We start from the raw sequence: 24758 nt of genomic DNA on the forward strand, positions 1-24758 counted from the left end.
GCCGCAGTACATGAAGGCCCCCTTCCTTGCGCCTGGCGCAAGGAAGGGGGCCTTCATGTACTTGGGGAAGGTGTGAAGGTCGAGTTTCCTCGGCTGAGCCGAGGGAAGGGGTCCTTCACGCGCCGCCGCTGTGACTTGTGGGGCTGGTGATGTTGCCGGGGCCACGGAGGGCGGTCGCGTAAGTCCCATGCCGCCACATTCAGAGGACGAAACGCGCTAGGAGGACGAGGTGGGCGCGGCCAGCAGGCCCCGGTCGTAGGCGATCGCGACGGCCTCGGCCCGGCGGCTCGCGCCGAGTTTCGCCATCACGCGCGAAAGATGGACGCTCACCGTCTTCTCGCTGATGTACAGCTCTTCGCCGACCTGCCGGTTGGTCCGGCCGAGCGCGACGCGCTCCAGCACGTCGCGTTCCCGATCGGTGAGCGGATCGACGACGTCACGACGCGGCGCCACGGCCTCCCCGGGCAGCTCGACACGCGCCCGGTGGCTGAGCTCCCGGACGGCTTCGCGCAGCGGACAGGCGCCCAGCCGATCGGCCACCGCGTGCGCGGCCAGCAGCTCCGACGTGGCGAGCGCGGTGTCGCCGTCCGAAGCCAGCAGGGACTTCGCGTGCTGCAGACGGCACATGGCCTGCTCGTACACCGCGCCGTACCCGAACGCCTCGACCGCCTTCGCCCACAGCGCCGGATCCCCCGCGCCACGCAGGCAGCTGCCGAGCGCCTCCAGCCGGGCGAGCCACGCCAGCGCTTCCGGCCCCAGAGTCACCGAACGCGGGATGCCGTGTTCGGCGCAGTGGCGGCCGTGGGCGAGGAACTTCTCGCCCGACTCCACCGCTGCCTCGGCCGTGGCCAGATCACCGCGTACCCGTGCTTCGGCCGCCTGCGCGACGGCCGCCGTGAGACCGTGCACGCTGATCCGGATCCCGCCGAGCACTGCGGGTTCGAGCTCTTCGAGCCAGTCGATCAGCTCGTGCGCCTGCCGCACCGCGCCCGCGTGGTCCCTTCGCCACGACGCGAGCTGGATCGCGGCGTCGGCCGACGCGAGCGCGATCGAGTAGTCCGCGCTCCAGTGCTGCCGCAGGCTCGGCAGGATCTTGTCCGCGTCCGCGAACCGGCCCCTGCCGACGACGAACTGCGCCCAGATGCTCAGGAACCGCCCGGCGACGACGCTCGAAACACCGCGGCCCGCGCGGCCGGCGTCGTCGTCTTCCGGCCAATCGCCGCTGACGTACCGCAGCGTGAGGTGCTTGGTCCGCAGCTCGATCCCGAACGAGCTCCAGGTCAGCCCGGTCTCCTTGGCCCGCTTGATGCCCTTGGCGTAGTACTTCAGCGCGGAATGGATCTCGGCCCGGTCGTCGTAGCTCAGCCCGAGGAAGTGCAGAGCCCGTAGCTCGCCGTTGAGCGCGCCGGAATCCCTGGCCTTCCGCTCGGCCTCGCGCAGCCGCTCCCGCGCCTCCTCGACGTCGCCCGCCGAATCGGCCAGCGTCCCGAGCGAGACCAGCGCCGCCGCCTCCGCCCCGCCCGCGCCGACGGCCCTGGCGTCGGCGACCGCGGCCAGCGCGCACTGCAGCGCCTCGTCGTGCCGGTCGATCAGCCGCAGGATCCCGGCGCGGGTGGCGAGCACCCAGGCCCGCGCGGCACTCGCCTCGGTGTGCTCGACCAGCTTCCAGGCCTTGTCGATCGCCTCGACGACCTCGTCGATCGTGCCGTCGACCGAAAGCAGTGCTTCCGCGTGCCGCCGCCAGACCTTGGCGGCCCGCTCGTTGCCGATGTCCGGGCCGAGCGCCTCGGTCGCGGACCGCGAGTAGGCCACCGCGCGCTCCGGCTCCCCCGACGTGCTCGCGAAATACGACGCCTCGTGCAGGAGGCGGAGCTCGTCGACGTCCGGCGGCCGGTCCGCCGCGGGTACGGCGTCCCAAATGGACAGTGCCTGCTCGACGTGCCGCAGCGCGGAACCGGGCGCGCCCAGCTTCTCGGCCTCGTCCATCGCGCGCAGCAACGCGGCCAGCGCGGTGACGAAGTCCTTGCTCTCCAGGCTGTGGTGCGCGAGCCGCGCGTCCTGGCCGCGGCCCTGGCCCCGGTCGCGGATGCGGGCCGCGTACGCCGCGTGCATGCGCACCCGCTCGCCGGGCAGCAGGTCTCCGTACACCGCTTCCTGCAGCAGCGCGTGGCGGAAGGTGTAGAAACCGTTCTCGATCACCAGCACGTGATGCTGCACGGCCTCGCGCAGCGCCTCGTCGAGTTCGAGCTCGTCCAGCCCGGAGATCTCGGCGAGCGCGGCGTGCGCGACCGCGTCCTTCGCGACCGAGACCACGCGCAGCACCCGGCGCGTGATCTGGGAGAGCTGCTCCACCCTGGCGAGCAGCACTTCGGCCAGCCCGGCGGGGAGCTCGCGGCAGTCCTTCGCGGACGCGAGCAGCTCCTCGACGAAGAACGGATTGCCCTCGGACCGGGCGACGATGTCGGCGATCAGGTCCTGGCCGATCGGCTCGTCGGCCAGCGCTTCGACGAAGGCGCGCGCGTCCTCGGCGCCGAACGGCTTGACCTCGACGCGTTCGACGGCGCCGAGCCGCACCACCTCGGACAGCACCGCCCGGAGCGGATGCCGCCGGTGGACGTCCTCCTCGCGATAGCTCGCCACCACCAGCAGCCGCTGGGTGCGCAGCCTGGTCAGGAGGAAGGACAGGAGGTTCCGGGTGGAGCCGTCGGCCCAGTGCAGATCCTCCAGGAGGATCACCACGGGCCGGCGCTGCGCGATGACGGTCAGCACCCCCAGTACCGCGTCGAACAGCTGGAGCTGGCCGAGGTCCCGTTCGGGCCCGAGGCGTTGCGTCGACACGCGTTCGCTCGCGGTGAGCTGACCGTCTTCGATGGCGGGGTAGTCCTCCGCCTGCTGCATCTGCGGGAGCAGCCTGCCCAGCGCCGGCCGGGCCCGGAGCGCGGCGGTGACCGCGGGATCGGACGTCGTCGCCAGCGGCGCCAGCGCCTCGGCGAACGGAAGATAAGGAAGACCGCCCTCATGGACGTCGATACAGCGCCCGGTGAGCACCAGGGCGCCGGTGCCGGCGGCGTACTCGCCGAGCGCGGTCAGGAGGCGGGTCTTGCCGACGCCGGCGTCACCGGAGAGCAGCACCGCGCCGGCCTCGCCCCGTTCTGCACGGGCGAAGGCGGCGCGGAGCTGCCGCATCTCCTGAGTGCGGGCGACGATCGGGATTCCGGAGCCAAGACGGGGCACGAGGTGCATTCTTGCCTACCGGGCCGACAACTTCGCCTGTGTTTTCGCCGAGAGCTTCATCGCACTCGACCTCTACCGGGTGACGTCGCCGCTGCGGGCGGGCGCCTGCCGGACCTCTCGGCGCTCCTGGGCGGGCACATGGACTTCGTTGCGCTGCGCGCGCATCCGCTTGCCCGCCCGGCGGGCCCGGTCGACCCATACGCTGCGGCCCGCTCGCTGCAGCTCTTCGCGGCGATACTCGACCTCGGCCAGTACGCCGGTGAGCAGAGCGTCGTTCGTGTTCATTCTTTTCCCCTTAGGAACTCACTGCCTTGTTGGTAGTGACGAGATTCGTCCTGAGGGGTGCCCTGAGGCATCGGGTGATCACCTACACCCGGACGTGATTCGACCCCTTACGCCGGCCCATCCCCTGCTCGGGGGGCGTAAGGGGTCGAGTTCAATGGTCTCTAGCCGTGATCCGGGCCACTCGCGCGCACAGCGCCGAGCAGCCCCCGCCATGCCTGCGGGGAGAGGCGGAAGGCACCTCCCTCAGGGTCCTTGGAGTCCCTCAGCGCGGCACCGGAACCGGTGAAGGCGACCTCGACGCAGTCGTTGCCGCCACCGCTGTGGCTGCTCTTGAACCACCGGGCCTGGGAAAGGTCATCGTTGGGCGTCATGCTCCCCACTCCTTACTTGTTTCCAGTGACTTTCCGGAAGGGCCGCCTGTTCGGCGAACCTCCCGGCGGCCTCGGCGATCACCTCGACCGAGTCGTCCGGCTTCAACGCGGCGGCACGCAGATGGTCGAACATCAACGCGTATCGCCGGACGTCCGGGGGTTCCTCCAGGTAGAGCCCGCTGGAGGTGCTGTCGACGTAGACCACGTCGGTGTCGGCCAGTTCGGGGAAGCCCATGATGAGGAACGGACCCTCCATCCCGGGATGGGCGCCCGCGCCGAACGGCACGATCTGGACGGTCACGTTCGCCCTCCCCGCCATCGTGACCATCCGGTACAGCTGTTCCGCCATGACCTCGGGCCCGTCGACCACGCGGTGCAGGACCGCTTCGTCGATGACGGCCCAGTACTCCGGGGGCGAGGGATCGGTCAGCAGTTCCTGCCGCGCCATCCTCGCCGCCACCCGGCGCCTGATCTCGGCGTCCTCCGCGTCGGGCCGCATCGCCCTGATCACGGCCTTGGCGTAGCGCTCGGTCTGCAGCAGGCCCGGCACCAGCAGCGCCTGGAACGCCCGCAGCGAACTCGCGTCCGCCTCCAGCCCGACGAAGGTGCCGGTGAACACCTCGTTATACGCGTGCCACCAGCCGCGTTTGCGGGCTTCCCTCGCCAGCTGGACGAGCGCCTCCTGCTCGTCCCCCGCGATGCCGTACAGCTCGAGCATGTCGCGCGCGTCGCGTGGGGTGACGCCGACGTGCCCCGTCTCGATACGGCTGACCTTCGACGCCGAGCATTCGAGCTTCTCGCTCACCTCGTCGATGGTGAGGTCGGCCGCCTCGCGCAACCGCCTCAGCTCGCTCGCCAGCCGCCGGCGGCGCACGGTGGGTCCCTGACCCCTCGTCATCACGGCACCTCCACAAGCTGTCCGAGCACCAACGATCGCGACATCGCGGAGAACAGTGTTCAGGAACCCCGCACGAAGCACATCTAACCAGCCCGAGACACATTCGGTGAGGTGGTCACACGACCATTTTCACCCACGCGTCGATTTTCATCCTGCAATTTGCAGATTGCCGTTGTAGGTTGAGCATTGTGCAACGCGGTACGCCCGCCTTCACCGGCGGCAGCGGATCCGCTCGCGGCACGGGCGCGGGGCCGCGAGCTGCACCGATGGGCTTTCGGAAGGATACCCGTCGAAGCCGGATTCACCCCCGGTGCAGGGCCGGAGCCGTCCCCCGATCGGTTCCGGCCCTCCCTTTATGCCCGCATTCCCGTAATGCTCTGGCTCCAGATGTTAAAGCGTTTCGTCATTCCCTCTAAAGGGTGGACGAGAAGAGAACTCCGCTGCGGAACGTCACACGACTCGGAGCAGACCTTCCTGCACGACGGTGGCGATATGCGTTCCGTCCGCGGCGAAGAACCGGCCGGTCGCCAGCCCCCGGGCACCCGACGCGGTCGGCGACGCGCTGTCGTAGAGGAACCACTCGTCGGCCCGGAACGGGCGGTGGAACCAGAGCGCGTGGTCGAGGCTCGCGCCGAGCACCTTGTCGAGATCCCAGTAGACGCCGTGCCGCGCGAGGACCGAGTCCAGAAGCGTCATGTCGGAGGCGTAGGTCAGCACGCAGACGTGCAGCAGCTGCTGATCCGGGAGCTTGCCGTCGGCCCGCATCCAGACCTGGTTCCTGGCGGGCCGGTCGCCGGACTTCCTGGTCACCCACGGCGGATCGTTGACATAGCGCAGGTCGATCGGGCGCGGCCGGTCGAGATGGCCCATGAAGTACCCCTCGGCCCGCTCCTGCAGCGTCGGGAGCGACTCGGGATCGGGGACGTCCGGCATGGCCTCGGAGTGCTCGATGCCGCCTTCGTCCTTCTGGAACGAGGCGGACAGGGAGAAGATCGCCTTGCCGTGCTGGATGCCCACGACGCGGCGGGTGGTGAACGAGCGGCCGTCACGGATGCGGTCGACCTCGTAGACGATCGGGACGCTCGGGTCGCCGCCGCGGATGAAGTACGCGTGCAGCGAGTGGACCTTCCGCTCCTCGGGGACCGTGCGGCCGGCGGCGACCAGCGCCTGCCCCGCGACCTGCCCGCCGAACACCCGCACCGGCGAATGCGCGGGCGAGACGCCGCGGAAGATGTTCTCCTCGATCTTCTCCAAGTCCAGCAGCGCGACCAGCCGGTCAAGCACGGGCTGTCCGCCCGTCCCGCCGGCGTTGTCGAACCCGGCCGCGGCTTCCCTGGCCATCTCAGTCATGTCATGGACTTTAGGCCGTGCGGGTGCTTGGAGCCTCCGTGAGGCGGGACGTTTGTCGCGAAGGCCACCTTCGGGACACCTGGGACGGTACCGGGTGAGCCAAGAGTGGCGATCTCGCGTGACTGGATGGACGACACGCGTGATCCAACGGACGACACGCGAACCCGCTCACGACCACCGGGCCGAGACGTAGTGAAGGCCTCCTTCCCTACTCCGACGGTAGGGAAGGAGGCCTTCACGGACCTTCGCCGAGACCGGCGTCAGGCGTGGTCGTCCTCGCCGAGGCGGTGCACCCGGATGAGGTTGGTCGAGCCGACGGTCCCGGGCGGGGAACCGGCCACGATGACCACCAGGTCACCCTTGGCGTACTTGCCCATTTCGAGCATCGCGTGGTCGACCTGCTGGATCATCTGGTCGGTGGAGCCCACCTTCGGCACGATCCGCGTGGTGGTGCCCCAGGTCATCGCGAGCTGGCTGCGGACGCTCTCCTCCGGCGTGAACGCCAGCAGCGGCAGCCGCGTGTGCAGCCGCGCGAGGCGGCGGACGGTGTCACCGGACTGCGTGAAGGCGACCAGCGCCTTGGCGTTCAGCCGCTCGCCGATGTCCCGCGCCGCGTAGGAGATGACACCGCGCTTGGTGCGCGGGACGTGCGACAGCGGCGGCACGACGGGCGAGTCCGTCTCGACGGCTTCGATGATCCGGCCCATGGTCTTGACCACGTCGATGGCGTAGCGGCCGACGCTGGTCTCACCCGAGAGCATGAGCGCGTCCGCGCCGTCGAGCACCGCGTTCGCGACGTCCGAGGCCTCGGCGCGGGTCGGGCGGGAGCTGTTGATCATCGACTCGAGCATCTGCGTCGCGACGATGACCGGCTTCGCGTTCTCGCGGGCGATCTGGATGGTGCGCTTCTGCACCAGCGGGACCTGCTCCAGCGGGAGTTCCACGCCGAGGTCACCGCGGGCGATCATCACCGCGTCGAAGGCCAGCACGATGGCTTCGAGGTTGTACACCGCTTCGGGCTTCTCGATCTTCGCGACGACCGGGAGGCGTCCCTTGCCGACGCGGTCCATCACCTGGTGGACCAGGTCGATGTCGGCGGGCGAGCGGACGAACGAGAGCGCGATGAAGTCCACGCCGAGTTCGAGCGCGAACTCGAGGTCTTCGATGTCCTTTTCGGACAGCGCCGGCACGGAGACGTCCATACCCGGCAGGGAGACGCCCTTGTTGTTGCTGACGGGGCCGCCTTCGGTGACCTCGCAGACGACGTCCGGGCCGTCGACCTCCTTGACCACGAGACCGACCTTGCCGTCGTCCACGAGGAGACGGTCGCCGGGCTTCGCGTCGTCGGCGAGTCCCTTGTAGGTGGTCGAGACGCGGTCGTGCGTGCCCGCGACGTCCTCGACGGTGATGCGCACGATGTCGCCGTTGTGCCACTCGACCGGACCGCCGGCGAACGTGCCGAGACGGATCTTCGGCCCCTGAAGGTCGGCGAGGATACCCACCGCGCGTCCCGATTCGGCGGCGGCGGTGCGGATGAGGTCGTAGACCTGCTTGTGGTCGCTGTGCGTCCCGTGGCTGAAGTTCATCCTCGCGACGTCCATCCCGGCGTCGACGAGTTGCCGCATCTTCTCCGGCGTAGCGGTCGCGGGGCCAAGGGTACAAACGATCTTCGCGCGTCGGCTCACGTTCGCACAGCGTAGTCCCTCATCCCGGATACGTCTGTACCGATACCGAAAGTTCAAGAAAAGTGTCAGTTGACCTGGGCGACGGACAACCGTCGATCAGGGTTCGGTGGTTATCGTCGCGGCTTCTCGCTCGGCCCGACCCGGTCCCGCGCCCACTCGTTGAACGCGCGGACCTGCCGCCACGCCTTCCGCACCCGGTCGAGGGCGCCGCGTTCGTGCAGGACGTCGTCGGGCTCCCAGCCGCGGACGGCGTACACGGAGCGGTACTTCAGCAGGTCGATGCGGGGATGGTCCTCGGCGAAGCCGCGCGGCTTCGACTTCAGCCTGTCCCCCTTGATCTCCCAGCCGGCCTTCTCCAGCTTCGCGAGGATCTTGGCCAGCTCGGCGCCGCGCAGTTCGGTGTCGACGGCCTTGCGGAACCGGGCGAGCTGATCGGACTCGAAGTGGAAGCAGCCGCCGCCGACCCGCAGCCCGGCCGGGCCGACTTCGACGTAGTACGCGCCGCCGCCGCGCCCCTGTTCGATCACCGCGCCGCAGTGGGTCTTGTACGGCGTCTTGTCCTTGGCGAACCGGACGTCGCGGTACGGGCGGAACACCTTGCCCTCGCCGAAGCCGTCGCCGAACTCCGGGACCAGCTCGGCGAGCAGCGCCTCCATCGGGGCCCGGACGTCCGCCTTGTAGGTGGCGAGGTTCGCGTCCCAATAGGACTTGGAGTTGTCCGCCTCGAGACCGTCGTAGAAGTCGATGGCGTACTCGCCGAAACCCTCGAAACCCATGCGGTGACCGTAATCCCCGCCACCGACAGAAGTACGTGAAGGCCCCCTTCACTGCGCTAGGCGCAGTGAAGGGGGCCTTCACGTACTTGGAGAGCCTTACTTGGCCAGCGCGGTGATCAGCTCGCCGTCGGTGGTGTCACCGGACAGCTCCCAGAAGAAGGCGCCGCCGAGCCCCTGGTCCTTGGCGTAGGTGACCTTGCCGCCGATCGTCGCCGGGGTGTCGTAACTCCACCAGTCGCTGCCGCATTTCGCGTAGGCCGTGCCCGCGACGGTGCCGGTGGCCGGGCAGGTGTTCTTCAGGACCTTGTAGTCCTGGATGCCCGGCTCGGTGCCCGCCGCCGGACCGGTCGCGGTGCCGCCCGGGGCCTCCTGGGTGACGCCGGTCCAGCCGCGGCCGTAGAAACCGATGCCCAGCAACAGCTTGTTCGCCGGGACTCCCTTGCTCTTCAGCTTCTGGATCGCGGCGTCGGAGCGGAAGCCGGCGGTCGGGATGCCGTCGTAGCCGGTCAGCGGCGAGTGCGGGGCGGTCGGGCCCTGCGCAGCCCAGGCGCCGAAGTAGTCGTAGGTCATGACGTTGTACCAGTCGAAGTACTGCGACGCGCCGCCGTAGTCGGCCGCGTCGATCTTTCCGCCGTCGGTGCCGTCCGCGGTGATCGCGGCGGTGACCAGCTTCGAGCCGAACTTCTCCCGCAGCGCCTGCGCGAGGTTCTTGATGGCGGCCGGTCCGCTGGTGTCGCACGAGAGACCGCAGGCGTTCGGGTACTCCCAGTCGATGTCGATCCCGTCGAAGACACCGGCCCAGCGCGGGTCGTTGACGAGGTTGTAGCAGGATTCCGCGAACTTGGCGGGATTCTTCGCCGCCTCGCCGAAGCCGCCGGACCAGGTCCAGCCGCCGAAGGACCACAGCACCTTGAGGTTCGGGTACTTGGCCTTGAGCTTCTTCAGCTGGTTGAAGTTCCCGCGCAGCGCCCCGGTGTCCCAGCTGTCGGCGACCCCGTCCACACTGCCCGCGGCGTCGTAGAACTTGCTGGTCGCCGCCTCCGCGTCACCGATCGCGCAGCCGCCGTTCGTCACGTTGCCGAACGAGTAGTTGATATGCGTCAGCTTACTCGCCGAACCCGACGTGTCGATGTTCTTCACATGGTAGTTCCGCTGGTAGACGCCCCATTCGGCGAAGTACCCGAGTACCTTGCCGACCGAGGCCGCCGGAGCTTCCGGTTCGGCTGCCGCCTGCTGCGCCGGCGCCGCGACGGCCAGCGCGCCCAGCGCGACGGCCGCGGCACCCGCGATCGCGGTGAACCTGTTCAAACGGGACATGCGTTCTCCCTTCCCGGTCACCAGCGGTGACGAGAGGACTGCGGCGGGACACGCACAAGCTAAGTGGACTAGACCACACCGTCAATGGTTCAGACCAAGACTTTCGGATGGACATTTTCGAACATTCCCAGAGGGGAATATGCCGAAGGCCTCGCGGAGCCTGGTCCAAGTCCTTCAGTCGAGCTGCTCCGTCACAGCGGCACGACGGCAGTCAGTGAATCGGTAACGGCTCGAACGTGATCCCGCGGTCCGCCGCGCGCCGGGTCCCCCAGTCGTAGAGCGCCTCGAGTGCGGGGCGTAACCGCTCCCCCTCCTCGGTGAGCCGGTACTCGACGTGCGGCACCCGCCCCTCCCGGCTCTCCCGGAGCACGAGGCCGTCCGCCTCCAGTTCGCGCAGGTGCTGGGTCAGCATCTTCTCGCTGACGCCCGGCATCCGGCGCCGGAGTTCGCCGTACCGGTGCACCCCTTCCTTCAGATGCGAGAGGATCACCGGCTTCCACTTGCCGCCGATGACGTCGACCGCGAGCTCGACCGCGCAGCGGTACCGCTTCATCGTCACTCCCGTTGGCACGCACCGAAAAGTAAGCGGTTGTCCCGAGCGATCCGGGGTGGTTGCCTTGCCGGACCGGAAGATCAGCGCCGCTGGGAGGACCCTACGTGACCGAGACGCCGACGTTGTACGAATGGGCGGGCGGGCTTCCCGCCCTGCGACGGCTGACCACCGTCTTCTACGGCCACGTGCTGAAGGATCCGTTGCTCGAACCGGTCTTCCGCGACATGGACCCCGGCCATCCCGAACACGTGGCGGTCTGGCTCGCCGAGGTGTTCGGCGGCCCGGAGACCTACAGCCGCGACCACGGCGGCCACCGGCACATGGTCGGGCGGCATCTCGGCCGCGCCATCACCGAAGAGCAGCGCCGCCGCTGGGTGAACCTGCTCTTCGACGCCGCCGACGAGGCCGGGCTGCCCGCCGATCCGGAGTTCCGCTCCGCGTTCGCCGCGTACGTCGAATGGGGCAGCAGGCTCGCGGTGATGTTCTCGCAACCGGGCCGCGAGGTCACCGTCCCCGAGCCCATGCCGAAATGGGACTGGGGCAACCGGCCGCCCTGGCAGCCGCCGTCGGACTGAAGGCGTTCATAGTGGGGCGGTCGTGAAAGGAGGCCGCCGTGATCCGGGTGGACGGCCGGACCCTGCGCTGCGCGGACGTCGTGACCGCCGCGAGCACCGAGGGCCCGCTGGGTATCGACGTCTCGATCGCCGCGCTGCGTGGCGCGGAAAGCGCGTGGAAGCTCGCCGAGGAGCTGAGCACGCGCCGCATCGTCTACGGCCGCACCACCGGCGTCGGCGCCAACAAGGAGGATCCGGTCGGCGAGGGGGAATCGCCGGATCACGGGCTGCGGCTGCTGCGCAGTCACGCCGGTGGCAGCGGTGACGTCATGTCCCCCGGCCAGACCAGGGCGATGATGCTCATCCGGCTCAACCAGCTGCTCGCCGGACGTTCGGGGCTGAGCCCCGAACTGATCGGGGCGCTGGCCACCGCCGTGCGGACCGGGGCGCTGCCGCTGGTGCACCGGCTGGGCGCGATCGGCACCGGAGACCTCGCGCCGCTGGCGGAGACCGCGCTCGCCCTCACCGGCGAACGGCCGTGGCTGGCGGGCAGCGTGCCTCCGGTGCCCGTGCGGGCCGGTGACGCGCTCGCGTTCATGAGCAGCAACGCCGCCACGCTGGCCGAAGCGACCCTCGCGGCGATGCGGCTCGACACCCTGACGCGGGCGAGTCACGTCGTCGCGGCGCTCACGTACATCGCGCTCGACGGGAACCCGGAGGCCTACGCGACTCCCGTCCACGAGGCGCGTCCGCACGCCGGGCAGGTCGCGTGCGCGGCGGAGATGCGGCGGCTGCTCGGGATGGAGGGCACGCCCAAACCCGGCAGGCGCATCCAGGACCCGTTCGGCCTCCGCGCCTTCCCGCAGGTGCAGGGGCCCGCGCTGGACGCGATCCACTACCTGCGCGACGTGCTCGCGGTGGAGATCAACGCCAGCACCGAGAACCCGATGATCTCCACGGTGCACCAGGACGCCTACCACCACGCGCATTTCCACACCGCGTACGTCTCGACCGCGCTCGACCAGGTGCGTGCGACCGTCCACCAGGTCGCCGAGCTGTCGGTGGCCCGGCTGGGCGATCTGGTGGAGCCGGAGTTCACCGGGCTGCGGCCGTTCCTCGCGGCCGGGCCGTCGGGCAGCTCGGGCGTGATGATCCTGGAGTACGTCGCGCACGACGCGCTCACCGAACTGCGGCAGGCCGCGCTCCCGGCGACGCTGGGCACCGCCGTCGTCTCACGCGGGATCGAGGACCACGCGAGCTTCTCCACCCAGGCCGCGCGGGCGGCGACCGCGGCGGGCTCGGCGTACCAGCAGGTGCTGGCGTGCGAACTGGTCGCGGCCGTCCGGGCGCTGCGGATGCGGAAGGCCGACCTCGTCTCCCTCCCGGCTCGGGACGCCTACGAGGCGGCCGCGGCGGTGCTCGACCCCAGCGTCGAGGACCGGCCGCTCACCGAGGACATCGCGCGCGCCGTGTCCCTTTTGGACACCCTGGCGCGGATCTGACTCCCGCGTTTCGGGAGGTCAGCAGCAGCAACCCCGCCGGGCGAGGGCGTGGACCCGGGCGCTCGTGACCGCCGTCGGCCGGTTCGCGGCGACCTCGACGGCATCGAGCATCCGCCGTCGCTCCGCCCTGTCGAGCACCCGGCCGCGGGTGATCACCGTGTCGATCTTCGCGACGTTGCGGATGTCGGCGGCCGGGTTCGCGTCCAGCAGCACGAGATCCGCCTCCTTCCCCACCGCCACCGTGCCCGACGTCGCTTCCCTGCCGAGGAACCTCGCCGCGTCACCCGTGACGGTCTTCAGCGCCTGCACCGGGGAAAGACCGGCCTCGACCAGGAAGGCGAGTTCCTCGTGCAGCCCGCTGCCGGGGAAGGTGTACGGGTTGAGGCAGTCGGTGCCGCCGACGAGCCCGACGCCCGCTTCGTGCGCGAGGCCGACCAGCCGCAGGGTCTCCTGGTAGTACCGCTCATGCAGGGCGACGTCCTCAGGCGTCTTGGGCGCCAACCGTTCGATGCCCTTGGCCCAGCTCTCGCGGACGTCGGCGGGCATGTACTTCAGCCGCGGGTCCTGCTGGTGGGTTTCGGCGGGCTGCGTGACCACCCGGTTGATCGTCAGCGTCGGGGAATGCCAGGTGCCGTTGCGCCGCAGCCTGCCGAAGTAGGCCTGCGCACGGCCGTGGTCGTACGTGGTGACCGACTCGAACTCCAGCCGCCGCGCCAGGTCGAAGAAGGCACGCGGCGTCGCGGGGTCGTAGGGCGTCTCCGCCAGCCTGCCGAGGATCTCGTCGCGCCGGGACGAGCAGTGGATGGACACCCCGAAGTAGTGCTCGAGGCTGTGCTGGCCGAGGTCGCTCACCTCGAGGTGCGACAGCTTGTACGGCCAGTGCCCGGAGAAACGGAGGCCCTGTGCGCGGGCCTCGCCCGCGAGCGCGCGCACGGCGCCGGGCCCGAGGTAGGAGTAGATCTTGACGAATTCGGCGCCCGCGGCCTTCTCCGCGCGGACGACGGCTCGCGCTTCGGCCGCTGTCGACACGTGAAGCACCGGTGGCGCCAGCAGCGTGACCGGCCCGTCGACGATCCCGCTCGCCAGCACCATGCGCGGGCCGAGCAGTTCACCGCGTTCGACCTTGGCCTTCGTCTCGCGGTTCTCCGCGTACCCCCACATCTCGCGGACGCCGGTGACACCGTGGACCAGGTGCAGCGGCGGGACGATGTCTTCGAGGTCCGCGCTGTGGGTGTGCATGTCCCACAGACCCGGGACGAGGTATTTGCCGCGGCCGTCGATCACCCGCGCGCCGACGATGTCCGGCAGCCCGGCGGAGCCGCCCACCCGGACGATCCGGTCGCCGGCGAGCACGACCGAAACGCCCGGCCGCGGCGCGGCACCCGTGCCGTCGATCAGCGTGACGTCGGCGATGACGACGATCTCGCCGAGGTCGGCGCCCGCCGTGCCGGGCAGCAGCCCGGTGAACGCCATCCCGGTCCCCCCGGCGGCCAGCAACCTCAAGAACTCGCGCCTACTGGATCCCGCACCCGCCATGAGAACCGCCGTCCCTTTCACCTGGATCCCCAGATGGCCGATTCAACTTGCCGCGGCGGCGGGGCCGCAAGAAAACGAAGGCCCCTTACCCGGATTCAGCACAAAGTAAGGGGCCTTGTCATCAAACCGGGCTCAGCCGAAGAAGACCTCGGCCTCTTCGTACCGCTCGACCGGGACGGTCTTCAGCTCGGCGGTGGCTTCGGAGAGCTTGACGCGGACGATGTCCGTGCCGCGCAGCGCCACCATCACGCCGAAGTCACCGTCGGCCACGGCGTCGACGGCGTTGAGGCCGAACCGGGTGGCGAGCACGCGGTCGTACGCCGTCGGGGTGCCACCACGCTGGACGTGCCCGAGCACGACCGCGCGGGACTCCTTGCCGGTGCGGGCGGCGATCTCGTCGGCCAGCCAGGTGCCGATGCCGCCGAGCCGGACGTGCCCGAAGGCGTCCTTCTCCCCGGTCAGCAGCTTCTCCTCGCCGCCCTCGGGCAGCGCGCCCTCGGCGACCACGATGATCGGCGCGTACTCCTTCTCGAACCGGCGCTCGACCCACGAGACGACCTGGTCGACGCTGAAGTGCCGCTCCGGCACCAGGATCACGCTCGCGCCGCCGGCGAGGCCGGAGTGCAGCGCGATCCAGCCCGCGTGCCGTCCCATGACCTCGACGACCAGGGCCCGGTGGTGCGATTCGGCCGTGGTGTGCAGCCGGTCGATGGCCTCGGTGGCGATCGAGACGGCCGTGTCGAAGCCGAAGGTGTAGTCGGTGGCGCCGAGGTCGTTGTCGATCGTCTTGGGCACCCCGACGACGCCGACGCCGTCGTCCGTGAGCCGCTTCGCGACGCCGAGGGTGTCCTCGCCGCCGATCGCGATCAGCGCGTCGACCTGCTGCTCGGCGAGCACGGCCTTGATCTTGTCGACCCCGCCGTCGACCTTGTAGGGGTTGGTCCGCGACGACCGCAGGATCGTGCCGCCGCGGGTCAGGATGTCCTCGACGTCGTTCAGGCCGAGCGGGCGGCTGTCCCCGGTGAGGGGACCGTTCCAGCCGTTGCGGAACCCGACGATGTCCCAGCCGTGCACCTCGATGCCCTTGCGCACCACAGCGCGGATCACCGCGTTGAGCCCCGGGCAGTCGCCACCGCCGGTCAGCACACCGACACGCATGAGAAGCCTCCGTCTTGTGTTCCGTAGAGATGACAGTCACATGTCCCGCCGCCAGCGTAGCGGGAGTTCTCTGGATCGGTGCAGGGCGGACCACCTCGGGAATCGGTCCACGCCGGCGATGTGCTAGCTTGGCCCCGTGCAGCGCTATTTCTGGTTTACGAAGCTGGCCCCGGGTGGGCACGGCCGCGTGAACCTGCGCTGACCTCCACCCCGAGCCGGAATCACACCGGCTCGGCGAGTTCCCGCGGGTCGGTATCCCTTTCGAAAGGAACCAGACCCGCGATGTCTCCCTCCGCTGACACCCTGATCGCCCTCGACGGGCACCGCACGGCGGCCATCAACCCGCTGCTGTCGCCCGCGATGCTGCGGCACGAACATCCGATGACGGCGGAAATCGCCGATACCGTCCTAGCCGGGCGGGCCTCGGCCGTCGACATCCTCGACGGCCGGGACGACCGGCTCCTCGTCGTCGTCGGGCCCTGCTCGGTGCACGACGCGGACGCCGCGCTCGACTACGCCCGCCGCCTCGCCGCCAAGGCCGAAGAACACCGCCGCGACCTGCACATCGTCATGCGGGTCTACTTCGAGAAGCCGCGGACCACGCTCGGCTGGAAGGGGCTCATCAACGACCCCGGGCTCGATGGGACGTACGAGGTCAACCACGGCCTGCGGATGGCGCGCAAACTGCTGCTCGACATCTCCGCGCTCGGCCTGCCGGTGGGCTGCGAGTTCCTCGACCCGATCACCCCGCAGTTCATCTCCGACACCGTGACCTGGGGTTCCATCGGCGCGCGGACCGCGGCGAGCCAGGTGCACCGGCAGCTGTGCAGCGCGCTGTCGATGCCGGTCGGGATCAAGAACTCCACCGAGGGCGACGTCCAGGTCGCCGTCGACGCCACCCGCGCGGCCGGCGCCAGCCACGTCTTCGCGGGGATCAACCCCGACGGCCTCGCCGCCCTGATCACCACGGCGGGCAACGAGGATTGCCACGTGATCCTGCGCGGCAGTTCGGCGGGCCCGAACTACGACCCCGCGACGGTGGCCGACACGCTGGCGCGGCTGGCGAAGTCGGGGCTGCCGGAGCGCGTGATCATCGACGCGAGCCACGGCAACAGCGCGAAGGACCACGTGCGGCAGGCCACGGTCGTCCGCGAACTCGCCGGCCGGATCGGTGCCGGTGAGCGGGGCATCGCCGGGCTGATGCTGGAAAGCTTCCTGGTGGAGGGGCGACAGGACCTGACGCTGGGCTCGGCCGCTTCGCTCACCTACGGGCAGTCGATCACGGACGCGTGCCTCGGGTGGGACACGACGGCGGAGCTGCTGGACACCCTCGCGGAGGCCGTCGACTCACGCCGCTGACTCCAGGCCTCTTAAGTAGCTACTGGTCCGAAGTCCGTGAAGGCCTCCTTGAGGGACTCTGGGTCTCTCAAGGAGGCCTTCACGGACTGGGAACGCGGGTGCGCGGCGTGCGTAGAGGCGTAACTCGCGTGTTCAGGCACGTAACTCGCGTGTCTGGAAGCGACACTCACGAGTTACGCCGCTGATCACGCGAGTTACGCCTCTACGCACGCGAGTTACGCCTTCAAGCACGCGAGTTACGCTTTAGCGCACGCCTCGTGAGTGGTGAGGACGGTTAGAACCGTCCTTACCACTCACGAGGGCGAAGGGCTTACCGGTGCCAGTAGGACTCGATGATCTGCCACCGCTGGTAGTTGTGCCGCGCGTCCGCCAGCGCGTCGTGCTGGTCGTCCGGCGCCGAGGGCAGCTTCGGCTTGCCCGCGTCCTCCCAGCGTTGCCGCAGGTCACGCGTGAACCGGGGCAGCTGGCGCGGCAGCGCGGGCATCGGCCCCCACAGCTGCGCCAGCGCGACGTGGTCGTAAGCGGCGAACCAGGCCCACAGCTCGATCCCGCCGGGAGGTTTGCCGAAGAACTCGAGCAGATCCGTGCGGATCTTCTCGCGGCTGCGCCACGCCGGGTCGGCGGGCGACGGGAGTTTCGGGAGCACGTTGTCGCGGACCCAGGGGCCGGCCTTGCCGGGATCGAAATCGGTCGAGACCGCGTAGAACTCGCGTCCTCTTTCGTCCACGACACCGATCGACACCAGATCGATGGTCACGCCGTCCTCAATGAATTCGGTGTCGTAGAAAAAGCGCACCGGAGAACCCTAGTGGGGCGTCAGCCGACCTTGGTGTCCGGGATGCGGGCGACGTCCTGGGCGGACGGCTGCGCGGGCACCTTGGGGCGGAGCCCCGCCTCCTCGGCGGCGAGCAGTTCCTTCGCCTTGGCGGCGTAGATGTCGACGTACTCCTGGCCGGAGAGCTCCATGAGCGCGTACATGATCTCGTCGGTGATGGACCGCTCGATGAAGCGGTCGCCGGCGAGGCCCTCGTAGCGCGAGAAGTCGAGCGGCTTGCCGAAGCGGATCTCGAGGCGGCGCGGCCACCACATCTTCGAGCCGATCGGGTTGACCTTGTCGGTGCCGATCATGGCGACCGGGACCACGACGCCGCCGGATTCGAGCGCGATCCGCGCGACGCCGGTCTTGCCCTTGTACAGGCGGCCGTCCGGGGAGCGGGTGCCTTCGGGGTAGATGCCGAGAAGGTGGCCCTCGCGGACCAGCCGGGTCGCGGTGTCGAGCGCGGCCTGCGCGGCGTTGCCGCCGGAGCGGTCGATCGGGAACTGGCCGACGCCGGTGAAGAACCACTTCTTCAGCAGGCCCTTGAAGCCCTTTTCGGTGAAGTACTCCGATTTGGCCGGGAAGGTCACCTTGCGCTTGACCCGCAGCGGCATGAAGAAGGAGTCGGCGACCGCGAGGTGGTTGCCCGCGAGGATCGCGCCGCCGTCGTCGGGGATGTTCTCCGCGCCGACGACTTTGGTGGGCCACAGCGCCTTGAGCAGTGGCCCGATAAACACGTGTTTCATGAGCCAGTACAGCACTGCGAAAACTCCTCCTAGCAGCTCGACCCCCGCGCCCGATGGTCAAGACTACGAATCGCGCACCCCAGGCACAACGAAGTCCACCCGGTTACCCGCACCCAGCGACGGATCTCACATCGGATCCGGCCCGATTTTCGAAGTGAGAGCGGGGGCCCACAAGCCGCTCCGGTCGTGCGAACATAGGAGACCTACCCAGCTCTCACGGAAGGCGATCGCATGGCCGTCCTCGCCGGCGCGGAACCGTTCGCTCACACCGGTTCGACCGAAGCAGGGTTCCTGCTGTGCCACGGATTCACCGGCACCCCCGCGAGCATGCGGCCCTGGGGAGACCATCTGGCCGAAGCCGGTTACACGGTGCGCTGCCCGCTCCTTCCCGGGCACGGCACCCGGTGGCAGGACATGAACCGGACCGGCTGGGAGGACTGGTACGGCGCGGTCCGTGAAGAGCTGCTGGCGCTCTTCGCGACCTGCGACACGGTGTTCGTCGCCGGGATGTCGATGGGCGGGACACTGACGCTGCGGCTCGCCGAGGAGTTCGGCGACCGGATCGCCGGCATCGTGCTGGTGAACCCGTCGATCCTGACTTTGCGCTGGGACGCCAAGCTGCTGCCGGTCCTGTCGAGGATCCTGCCGTCGGTACCGGGCGTGGCGAACGACATCGCGAAGCCCGGCGAGACCGAGCTGGCCTACTCGCGGACGCCCGTGCGCGCCGCGGCCAGCCTGGCGAAGCTGTGGAAACTCACCCGCGCGGATCTGCGCAAGGTGACCCAGCCGGTGCTCCTGCTCCACTCGGCCGTCGACCACATCGTGGAGCCGGTCAACTCCCAGGTGATCCTGGACGGGATCGGCAGCGAGGACGTCACCGAGGTGGTGCTGGAGAACAGCTTCCACGTCGCCACGCAAGACCACGACGCGGGCCTGATCTTCACGCGTACGGTGGACTTCGCCCGGTCCGTACGCCGGGCGGGACAGGTGGACGCCGGATGAACAGAGGCAAGGACGGGCCGGAGGACGTCGACGCGACGTTCGCCGAGATCGTGGCCGACCTCCGTGCGGAGGGCGTCGGCCTGTTCCCCGACGACGACGTGGAGAAACCGGCCGGGAAGACGGCGGAGAAGCCCGCCGAGAAGACACCCCGGCCCGAGCCGTCGGACGCCGAACCCGAACCGGGCTGGCGCGGCGGCGGCACCAGCTGGGACAAGACCCTCTTCGAGGACGACCCCGCCGGGCCGAGCGACGACGAGGGCCATTTCGTGCCGCCGGAGCCGCCTCCCCTGCCGCGTCCGCGCAAGGGCGCGTTCATCGTCCTGCTGTTCTTCGTGCTCGGCCTGCTGCTCCTGATCGCGCCCAATCTGATCGGCATGGGCACCCGGCTCGGCACCCCCCTCGGCATCCTCGCCCTCGCGACCGCGATCGCCCTGCTCCTGCTGCGGGTGCGTCAGGGGCCGCCGCCCGGCGCGGATCCGAACAACGGCGCCCAGGTCTGATCTGCCGGACAATTCGGAAGATGAAGATCGACTTCACCCCCTCGCGCCGGTCGACGGTCGGCGCGGAATGGGAACTCGCCCTCGTCGACCGGCGGACCGGTGAGCTCTCGTCGGTCGCGGAGCAGGTGCTCGACGCCGTCCGTCCGGACGGCGAGGAGGAGCATCCGAAGATCAAGCAGGAGCTGCTGCTCAACACCATCGAGGTGATCAGCGGGATCTGCGACACGATCGCCGAGGTCAAGGCCGATCTGAGCGACTCGCTGGACGTCGTGCACTCGGTGCTCGACCCGCTGGGCGTCGAGCTGTTCTCGGCGGGGTCGCATCCGTTCTCGACGTGGTACCAGCAGAAGGTCACCGACAAGGAGCGCTACGCCAAGCTCATCGACCGGACCCAGTGGTGGGGGCGGCAGATGCTGATCTATGGCGTCCACGTGCACGTCGGCGTCGACCACCGCGACAAGGCCCTGCCGATCCTGGACGCGCTGCTCAAGTACGCGCCGCATCTGCAAGCGCTTTCGGCGTCTTCGCCGTACTGGGGCGCGGAGGACACCGGGTACGCCTCGAACCGCGCGCTGATGTTCCAGCAGCTGCCGACGGCCGGGCTGCCGTTCCAGTTCCGGAAGTGGACCGAGCTGGAGAGCTACGTCGACGACATGTTCACCACGGGCGTGATCGACCACTTCTCGGAGATCCGCTGGGACATCCGGCCCGCGCCGCATTTCGGGACGATCGAGATGCGGGTGTGCGACGGGCTGCCGACGCTGGAGGAGGTCGGTGCGATCTCCGCGCTGACCCAATGCCTGGTCGACGATTTCAGCGCGCGTCTCGACGACGGCGAGATCCTGCCGACGCTGCCGCCGTGGCACGTCCAGGAGAACAAGTGGCGCGCGGCGCGCTACGGCGTCGACGCGATCGTCATCCTCGATGCGGCGGGCAACGAGCGGCTGGTCACCGACGACACCTACGACCTGCTGAACCGGCTGGAACCGGTGGCCCGGCGCCTGGGCTGCGCCGACGAGCTGCGGTCGGTGGAGACCATCCTGGCCTACGGGCCCAGCTACCTGCGCCAGCGCGCGGTGGCGAAGCAGTACAACGGCAGCCTGCGGGCCGTGGTCGCTTCGCTCATCGCGGAGATGCGGGACGGGAAGATCGCGCGCCCTTAGTCGAGGTGCCCCAAAAGGGTGCCGGGGCCGAAGGTCGAAGCGCCCAGGGCCTCGACGCGGGACCGCAGCTCACGATCCGCGGTCACCACGACGACGTGGTCGTCCGGGCCGGCCGCCCGGGCCTCCCGTGCGACCGCCACGATCCGGGAGTCACCGTCGGACTCGGCGTCCACTACCTCGACGCCCGGCACAGCCGCGACTCCCCGCGCCTTGCCCTCGACGACCAGCACGACCTTCGGCCACCACGACCATCCACCGCCACCGGGCAGTGCCGGATCGGCGAGCCCGGTCTCGGACAAGGTCGCGAGCTTGTCCCGCAACCGTTCCGCGGCGCCACGCCGGTCGCGCCACCAGCCGTCCGGCCTCGACCCGACGACGTTCGCGCCGTCGACCACCAGTACCAGCCTGCGATCCAAGTGTTCCCTCAATCCCGGCCACGCCGCCGCGAAGTCGCGATGCAGCCGGAAGTCCGCGACCTCGGCCGCCCGGACCCACCGCAGTTCCGCGCTCTCCGCACTCGTCACCCTGGCCGAAAGCGGGCCGATCGGCGCGGCCAGGACCGTGGTGTACCGCCAGTTCCCGTGGTCGACGTGCGACGCGGCCAGCGCGCGGACCCGCCCGGGCGGGATGTCGGCCTCCTCGTGCGCCTCACGGGTGGCGGCCTCGCGCGGGCTCTCCCCCGCCTCGACGGCGCCCCCGGGCAGCGCCCAGGTACGTCCATGATGGACCCACCAGGCCCGCCGCTGCAGCAGGACACCGCGCGCGGGATCGGACAGCAGCAGCCCGGCGGCGCCGTTCAACCCCCAGTGAAGATGCCCGAAGTCGCATTTCACGAAGCCGTTGCCGTCCTGCCGGGTCACGGCTTCAGCCTGTCACACCGACCTCGGCGCCGGGAGCCTTCGCAGCGTCGACGGCGAGCGCGGCGGCACCGACGATCGCCGAATCGTCGCCGTGGTGCGCGGCCCGGATCCGCGCCAGCGGACGGTGCCCGGCGCCGGTGATCTTGCCCGCGTAGCGTTCGCGCGCCTCGTCGAGGAACAGCGGCGCCGATTCGGACACCCCGCCGCCGATCACGATGATCTCGGGATCGAAGACGTCGGCGACCAGCGCCAGGCCCTCGGCCAGCCATTTCGCCAGTTCGGTCATCGCGCGCTGGGCGATCGGGTCGCCGTCACGGGCCGCGCCGGCGACCCGGCGTCCGGTGACCGAGCCGGGGTCTCCCCTGGTCTCGCGCGCGAGCACGGTCGAACGGCCGGGATGGCGCGCGAGCAGCTCCACCGCCGTGGCGGCCAGCGCCGTCCCGCTGCAGTACCGCTCCCAGCAGCCGTATTTCCCGCACGGGCAGGGCCTGCCGCCGGGGACGACGGTCAGGTGCCCGAGTTCCGGCGCGACACCGTACGCGCCCCGGTAGATCTTGCCGTCGAGCAGCAGTCCCGCGCCGATCCCGGTGCCCAGCGCGATCAGCGCGGCGACATGGGCGCCGCGGGCGGCCCCGAAGCGGTACTCGCCGACCGCGGCGGCGTTCACGTCGTGTTCCAGGGTCACCGGCAGGCCGACCCGCTTTTCGATGCGCTCGGCGACCGGCGCGGCACGCCAGGACAGATGCGGCGCGAACATCACCGTCCGCCGGTCCTTCGCGACGAACCCGGCGACCGCGAGTCCGACGCCGGAGACCTCGTGCCGGTTGCGGAGGTCTTCGACGACCCCGGCGATGGCGTCCTCGAGCGCGTCCTCCCCGCTGGGCGTCCCGACCCTGGCCGTGTCCATCAGCGAGCCGTGCTCGTCCACCACGCCGGCGCGCACACTCGTGCCCCCGACGTCCACCCCTACCGTCAGCAACTCAGTTCTCCCGGTCCGGCTGCCAAGCGTCGCGCCTGGTCACCGTGATGTGCTGGACCCGCGAAGCTCCCACCTGCACATCTTCGGCCGTGGGATCCTTCCGCGCAGGCTGGAACCCCGGCATGTGCACGCCGGCCTCGGGTTCCCAGCGATCGGCGAGCACCGCCCGCAGCAGCGCGACGAGCTGCGCGGCCTGCTCCATCAGGCTGGCCACGAACTCGGGCCGCTCGCCGCGGAAGATCCCGACGATCGCGCAGAGCGGGCACCACCCGCCGGAATCGTGGTCGGTGCAGCCGTGCCCGGCGGAGATCAGTCCCTCCAGCCACGGCGCGGCGTGCTCGACGACCAGCTCGACCAGCAGCCGGATCTCTTCGGCCAGGTCGAGCGGCGCCGATCCGGTGTTCTCGTCGTTCTCGCTCACCCGGGTCCCCGGTTCCCGGCCAGGTTCACGACCAGGCCGTGCGCGTCGGATTCCGCACCGGTGATCCGGCACGGGCGCAGCATCTCCGGCAGGGCGATCAGCCGCCGGAAACCGTCCACGGTGACGGCGAGATCATCGTCCACTCTGGCCAGGTCCACTTCGGAGTCACGGTGCAGCGGCACCGCGATCCGCAGCTCGTAGCCACTGTCCGATTCGGACACCCGCAGCAGCGGGGTCACCCCTTTTTCGCTTCCCGCCAGGGGATCCAGGCCTTGGTAGAGCTCGTACGCGATTTCCTGCAGCGCCTCGAGCCCCACCGGCTCGACCGCGCGATACTCGACGGGCTTCACCTGCCCGGGCCCGAACCCCGCGTCGGCGAGTTCGGCGAGGACGGTGTTCTGCTGCGCGCGCCGGGTCCGCATCCAGGTGGCCGCCGCGCCGCGCCAGAACCCGGGCGCGGGCATCAGCCGGTTGACGATCAGGCCGTCGACCAGGATTCCCCGCAGGGCAAGGGAACTGAGCGTCCGGCGGGCTTCCGCCACGACGACGCGTTCCGGCGTCAGGACGAGCCGCACGGTCGTGGTGGCCGGATCGGTCAGCAGGGTGCGCAGCGACTCCAGATGCGCGCCGAGCCGCCGCACCGCGGCCGCCGTCCGCCGCGCGCCCGGTTTGAACATCCTCGACAGATAGCCGGAGACGGCTTCGGGCAAGGCCAGCAGGCGCAGCGTTTCCGCGGTCGGTCCACAGTCGACGACGACCGTCTCCCAGGGACCGCGCTCGGCGAGGCGCTGCACTTCGGTGAGGGCGAGGAGTTCGTCGACGCCGGGCACCACCGTGAGCTCTTCGGCGTCGAGCGAGTCGAGACCCGCTCCCGCGAGCGCGATCTGGAGTTCCTGCCGGAGTTCGCGCCAGGTGCTGTCGACGAGGCCGCGCGTGTCGATCTGGGCGGCGTGCAGCAGCGTGTCCACTTCGGACGGTTCGCCGCCGAGCGCGCGGCCGAAGGCGTCACCGAGGGAATGCGCCGGGTCGGTCGAGACCACGAGCGTCTTCCTGCCCCGCCCGGCCAGTGCCGCCGCCGTCGCCGCGGCCAGCGTGGTCTTGCCGACACCCCCCTTGCCGGTGAACAGCAGGATCCGCATGCCTACCCTTCGACTCAGGATGCTTCAGCGCGCTTCTTGAGCTCCTTGAGCGCGGTGTCCATGACCATCTTCTCGGCCTTGCGGCGCAGCAGCCCGATCATCGGCAGCGCCAGCTCGACGGACAGCGTATACGTGACCTTGGTGCGGCCGCCGCCCAGCGCTTCGAGGGCGTAGCGGCCGTTCTGGGCCTTCTGCATCTGCCCCTTGACCAGGTGCCAGCTGACTCCGTGGCCGTCGGCGTCCCAGTCGTACTCGAGGGTGTAGACGTCCTTGATGGGTCCGGCGTCGAGGGTGAGTTTCACCTGCTTGGCGCGGCCGTTGTCGTCCTCGGCGAGGACCTCGGTCTCCCGGACGGCCTTGGCCCATTCCGGGTACGCGGGGAAGTCGGCGATGACGGCCATCACCCGCGCGGGCTCGGCGTCGACCTCGATGGACTGCGTGGACTGCTCGGCCATGGAGTGAAGCCTAGAGCGTGTCGTGCGGTTCCCGGGCGGGCGGGTGACCACACGCGCGCGTTTCTTTTCGCCGAAGGCCCGGATTCGGGGAGGATCCG

General features: G+C 69.9%; 24 protein-coding genes. 6 read left to right on the forward strand and 18 right to left on the reverse strand.

All coding sequences use genetic code 11. The annotated features are described in order from the left end of the window. Positions 1–216: 216 nt before the first annotated feature. The 9 genes from H4W30_RS27665 to H4W30_RS27705 all read right to left on the reverse strand — a co-directional run bounded on the left by H4W30_RS27665 (position 217) and on the right by H4W30_RS27705 (position 10469). Positions 217–3243 carry a helix-turn-helix transcriptional regulator gene (locus tag H4W30_RS27665; protein WP_192745498.1) on the reverse strand — a complete coding sequence of 1009 codons (3027 nt, stop codon included), beginning with the start codon at positions 3241–3243 and terminating at the stop codon, positions 217–219. Positions 3244–3306: 63 nt separating this feature from the next. Next, complete coding sequence (locus tag H4W30_RS27670) at positions 3307–3519, reverse strand: hypothetical protein (protein ID WP_192745499.1); 213 nt, start codon at positions 3517–3519, stop codon at positions 3307–3309. Between the two features lie 161 nt (positions 3520–3680). Beyond that, entirely contained in the window at positions 3681–3890 is a 210-nt protein-coding gene (locus H4W30_RS27675) for a DUF397 domain-containing protein (protein ID WP_125688181.1), read from the reverse strand. After that, on the reverse strand, positions 3874–4788 hold the full coding sequence (locus H4W30_RS27680) for a helix-turn-helix domain-containing protein (RefSeq protein ID WP_192745500.1): 915 nt from the start codon (positions 4786–4788) through the stop codon (positions 3874–3876). The genes H4W30_RS27675 and H4W30_RS27680 overlap by 17 nt, the downstream gene beginning before the upstream one ends. 450 nt (positions 4789–5238) lie before the next feature. Then, on the reverse strand, positions 5239–6138 hold the full coding sequence (locus tag H4W30_RS27685) for an acyl-CoA thioesterase (protein ID WP_192745501.1): 900 nt from the start codon (positions 6136–6138) through the stop codon (positions 5239–5241). A 260-nt stretch (positions 6139–6398) separates the two neighbouring features. After that, positions 6399–7823 carry a pyruvate kinase gene (gene pyk, locus H4W30_RS27690; RefSeq protein ID WP_043848002.1) on the reverse strand — a complete coding sequence of 475 codons (1425 nt, stop codon included), beginning with the start codon at positions 7821–7823 and terminating at the stop codon, positions 6399–6401. A gap of 110 nt (positions 7824–7933) precedes the next feature. Continuing rightward, positions 7934–8599, reverse strand: coding sequence for a DUF2461 domain-containing protein (locus tag H4W30_RS27695; protein WP_016332804.1), 666 nt, complete (start codon positions 8597–8599; stop codon positions 7934–7936). 96 nt (positions 8600–8695) lie between these two features. Then, a complete protein-coding gene (locus tag H4W30_RS27700) occupies positions 8696–9916 on the reverse strand; it encodes a glycoside hydrolase family 18 protein (protein WP_192745502.1) in 1221 nt (406 codons plus the stop codon). 211 nt (positions 9917–10127) lie between these two features. After that, entirely contained in the window at positions 10128–10469 is a 342-nt protein-coding gene (locus tag H4W30_RS27705) for a winged helix-turn-helix transcriptional regulator (protein WP_192745503.1), read from the reverse strand. Between the two features lie 104 nt (positions 10470–10573). Between H4W30_RS27705 and H4W30_RS27710 the strand changes: the two genes are divergently transcribed. Next, on the forward strand, positions 10574–11044 hold the full coding sequence (locus H4W30_RS27710; RefSeq protein WP_192745504.1) for a group II truncated hemoglobin: 471 nt from the start codon (positions 10574–10576) through the stop codon (positions 11042–11044). A gap of 38 nt (positions 11045–11082) precedes the next feature. Next, positions 11083–12525, forward strand: coding sequence for an aromatic amino acid ammonia-lyase (locus tag H4W30_RS27715; RefSeq protein ID WP_192745505.1), 1443 nt, complete (start codon positions 11083–11085; stop codon positions 12523–12525). Between the two features lie 18 nt (positions 12526–12543). Here H4W30_RS27715 and H4W30_RS27720 read toward each other — a convergent pair whose 3' ends face one another. Both H4W30_RS27720 and H4W30_RS27725 read right to left on the reverse strand, forming a co-directional pair. Continuing rightward, on the reverse strand, positions 12544–14028 hold the full coding sequence (locus H4W30_RS27720; protein ID WP_225949889.1) for an amidohydrolase family protein: 1485 nt from the start codon (positions 14026–14028) through the stop codon (positions 12544–12546). 165 nt (positions 14029–14193) lie between these two features. After that, a complete protein-coding gene (locus H4W30_RS27725; protein ID WP_034322513.1) occupies positions 14194–15219 on the reverse strand; it encodes a 6-phosphofructokinase in 1026 nt (341 codons plus the stop codon). Between the two features lie 282 nt (positions 15220–15501). On the opposite strand from H4W30_RS27725, the gene H4W30_RS27730 reads away from it, so the two are divergent. Next, positions 15502–16578, forward strand: a complete 1077-nt coding sequence (locus H4W30_RS27730) for a 3-deoxy-7-phosphoheptulonate synthase (RefSeq protein WP_192745507.1) — start codon at positions 15502–15504, stop codon at positions 16576–16578. Positions 16579–16888: 310 nt separating this feature from the next. On the opposite strand, the gene H4W30_RS27735 is transcribed toward H4W30_RS27730, so the two are convergent. Both H4W30_RS27735 and H4W30_RS27740 read right to left on the reverse strand, forming a co-directional pair. After that, positions 16889–17374, reverse strand: a complete 486-nt coding sequence (locus H4W30_RS27735; protein ID WP_016332795.1) for a polyadenylate-specific 3'-exoribonuclease AS — start codon at positions 17372–17374, stop codon at positions 16889–16891. A 20-nt stretch (positions 17375–17394) separates the two neighbouring features. Then, on the reverse strand, positions 17395–18156 hold the full coding sequence (locus tag H4W30_RS27740) for a lysophospholipid acyltransferase family protein (RefSeq protein ID WP_007033728.1): 762 nt from the start codon (positions 18154–18156) through the stop codon (positions 17395–17397). A 216-nt stretch (positions 18157–18372) separates the two neighbouring features. Between H4W30_RS27740 and H4W30_RS27745 the strand changes: the two genes are divergently transcribed. The 3 genes from H4W30_RS27745 to H4W30_RS27755 are packed head-to-tail and all read left to right on the forward strand — an operon-like array spanning position 18373 to position 20806. After that, complete coding sequence (locus H4W30_RS27745; RefSeq protein WP_192745508.1) at positions 18373–19143, forward strand: alpha/beta hydrolase; 771 nt, start codon at positions 18373–18375, stop codon at positions 19141–19143. Continuing rightward, on the forward strand, positions 19140–19643 hold the full coding sequence (locus tag H4W30_RS27750; protein WP_192745509.1) for a hypothetical protein: 504 nt from the start codon (positions 19140–19142) through the stop codon (positions 19641–19643). Before H4W30_RS27745 ends, H4W30_RS27750 begins: the two co-directional genes overlap by 4 nt. 20 nt (positions 19644–19663) lie before the next feature. After that, a complete protein-coding gene (locus tag H4W30_RS27755) occupies positions 19664–20806 on the forward strand; it encodes a glutamate--cysteine ligase (RefSeq protein WP_192745510.1) in 1143 nt (380 codons plus the stop codon). Here H4W30_RS27755 and H4W30_RS27760 read toward each other — a convergent pair. The 5 genes from H4W30_RS27760 to H4W30_RS27780 are packed head-to-tail and all read right to left on the reverse strand — an operon-like array spanning position 20803 to position 24660. After that, entirely contained in the window at positions 20803–21666 is an 864-nt protein-coding gene (locus H4W30_RS27760) for an NUDIX domain-containing protein (RefSeq protein WP_192745511.1), read from the reverse strand. The genes H4W30_RS27755 and H4W30_RS27760 overlap by 4 nt on opposite strands. Positions 21667–21670: 4 nt before the next feature. Next, positions 21671–22630, reverse strand: a complete 960-nt coding sequence (locus tag H4W30_RS27765; protein WP_192746843.1) for an ROK family protein — start codon at positions 22628–22630, stop codon at positions 21671–21673. Between the two features lie 16 nt (positions 22631–22646). After that, on the reverse strand, positions 22647–23066 hold the full coding sequence (locus tag H4W30_RS27770; protein ID WP_192745512.1) for a hypothetical protein: 420 nt from the start codon (positions 23064–23066) through the stop codon (positions 22647–22649). Beyond that, on the reverse strand, positions 23063–24205 hold the full coding sequence (locus tag H4W30_RS27775; protein WP_192745513.1) for an ArsA family ATPase: 1143 nt from the start codon (positions 24203–24205) through the stop codon (positions 23063–23065). Before H4W30_RS27775 ends, H4W30_RS27770 begins: the two co-directional genes overlap by 4 nt. 14 nt (positions 24206–24219) lie before the next feature. Then, on the reverse strand, positions 24220–24660 hold the full coding sequence (locus H4W30_RS27780; protein ID WP_192745514.1) for an SRPBCC family protein: 441 nt from the start codon (positions 24658–24660) through the stop codon (positions 24220–24222). Between the last annotated feature and the right edge of the window lie 98 nt (positions 24661–24758).

Origin of the sequence: Amycolatopsis roodepoortensis (assembly GCF_014873915.1) — a bacterium.
GTDB classification, from domain to species: Bacteria; Actinomycetota; Actinomycetes; order Mycobacteriales; family Pseudonocardiaceae; genus Amycolatopsis; species Amycolatopsis roodepoortensis.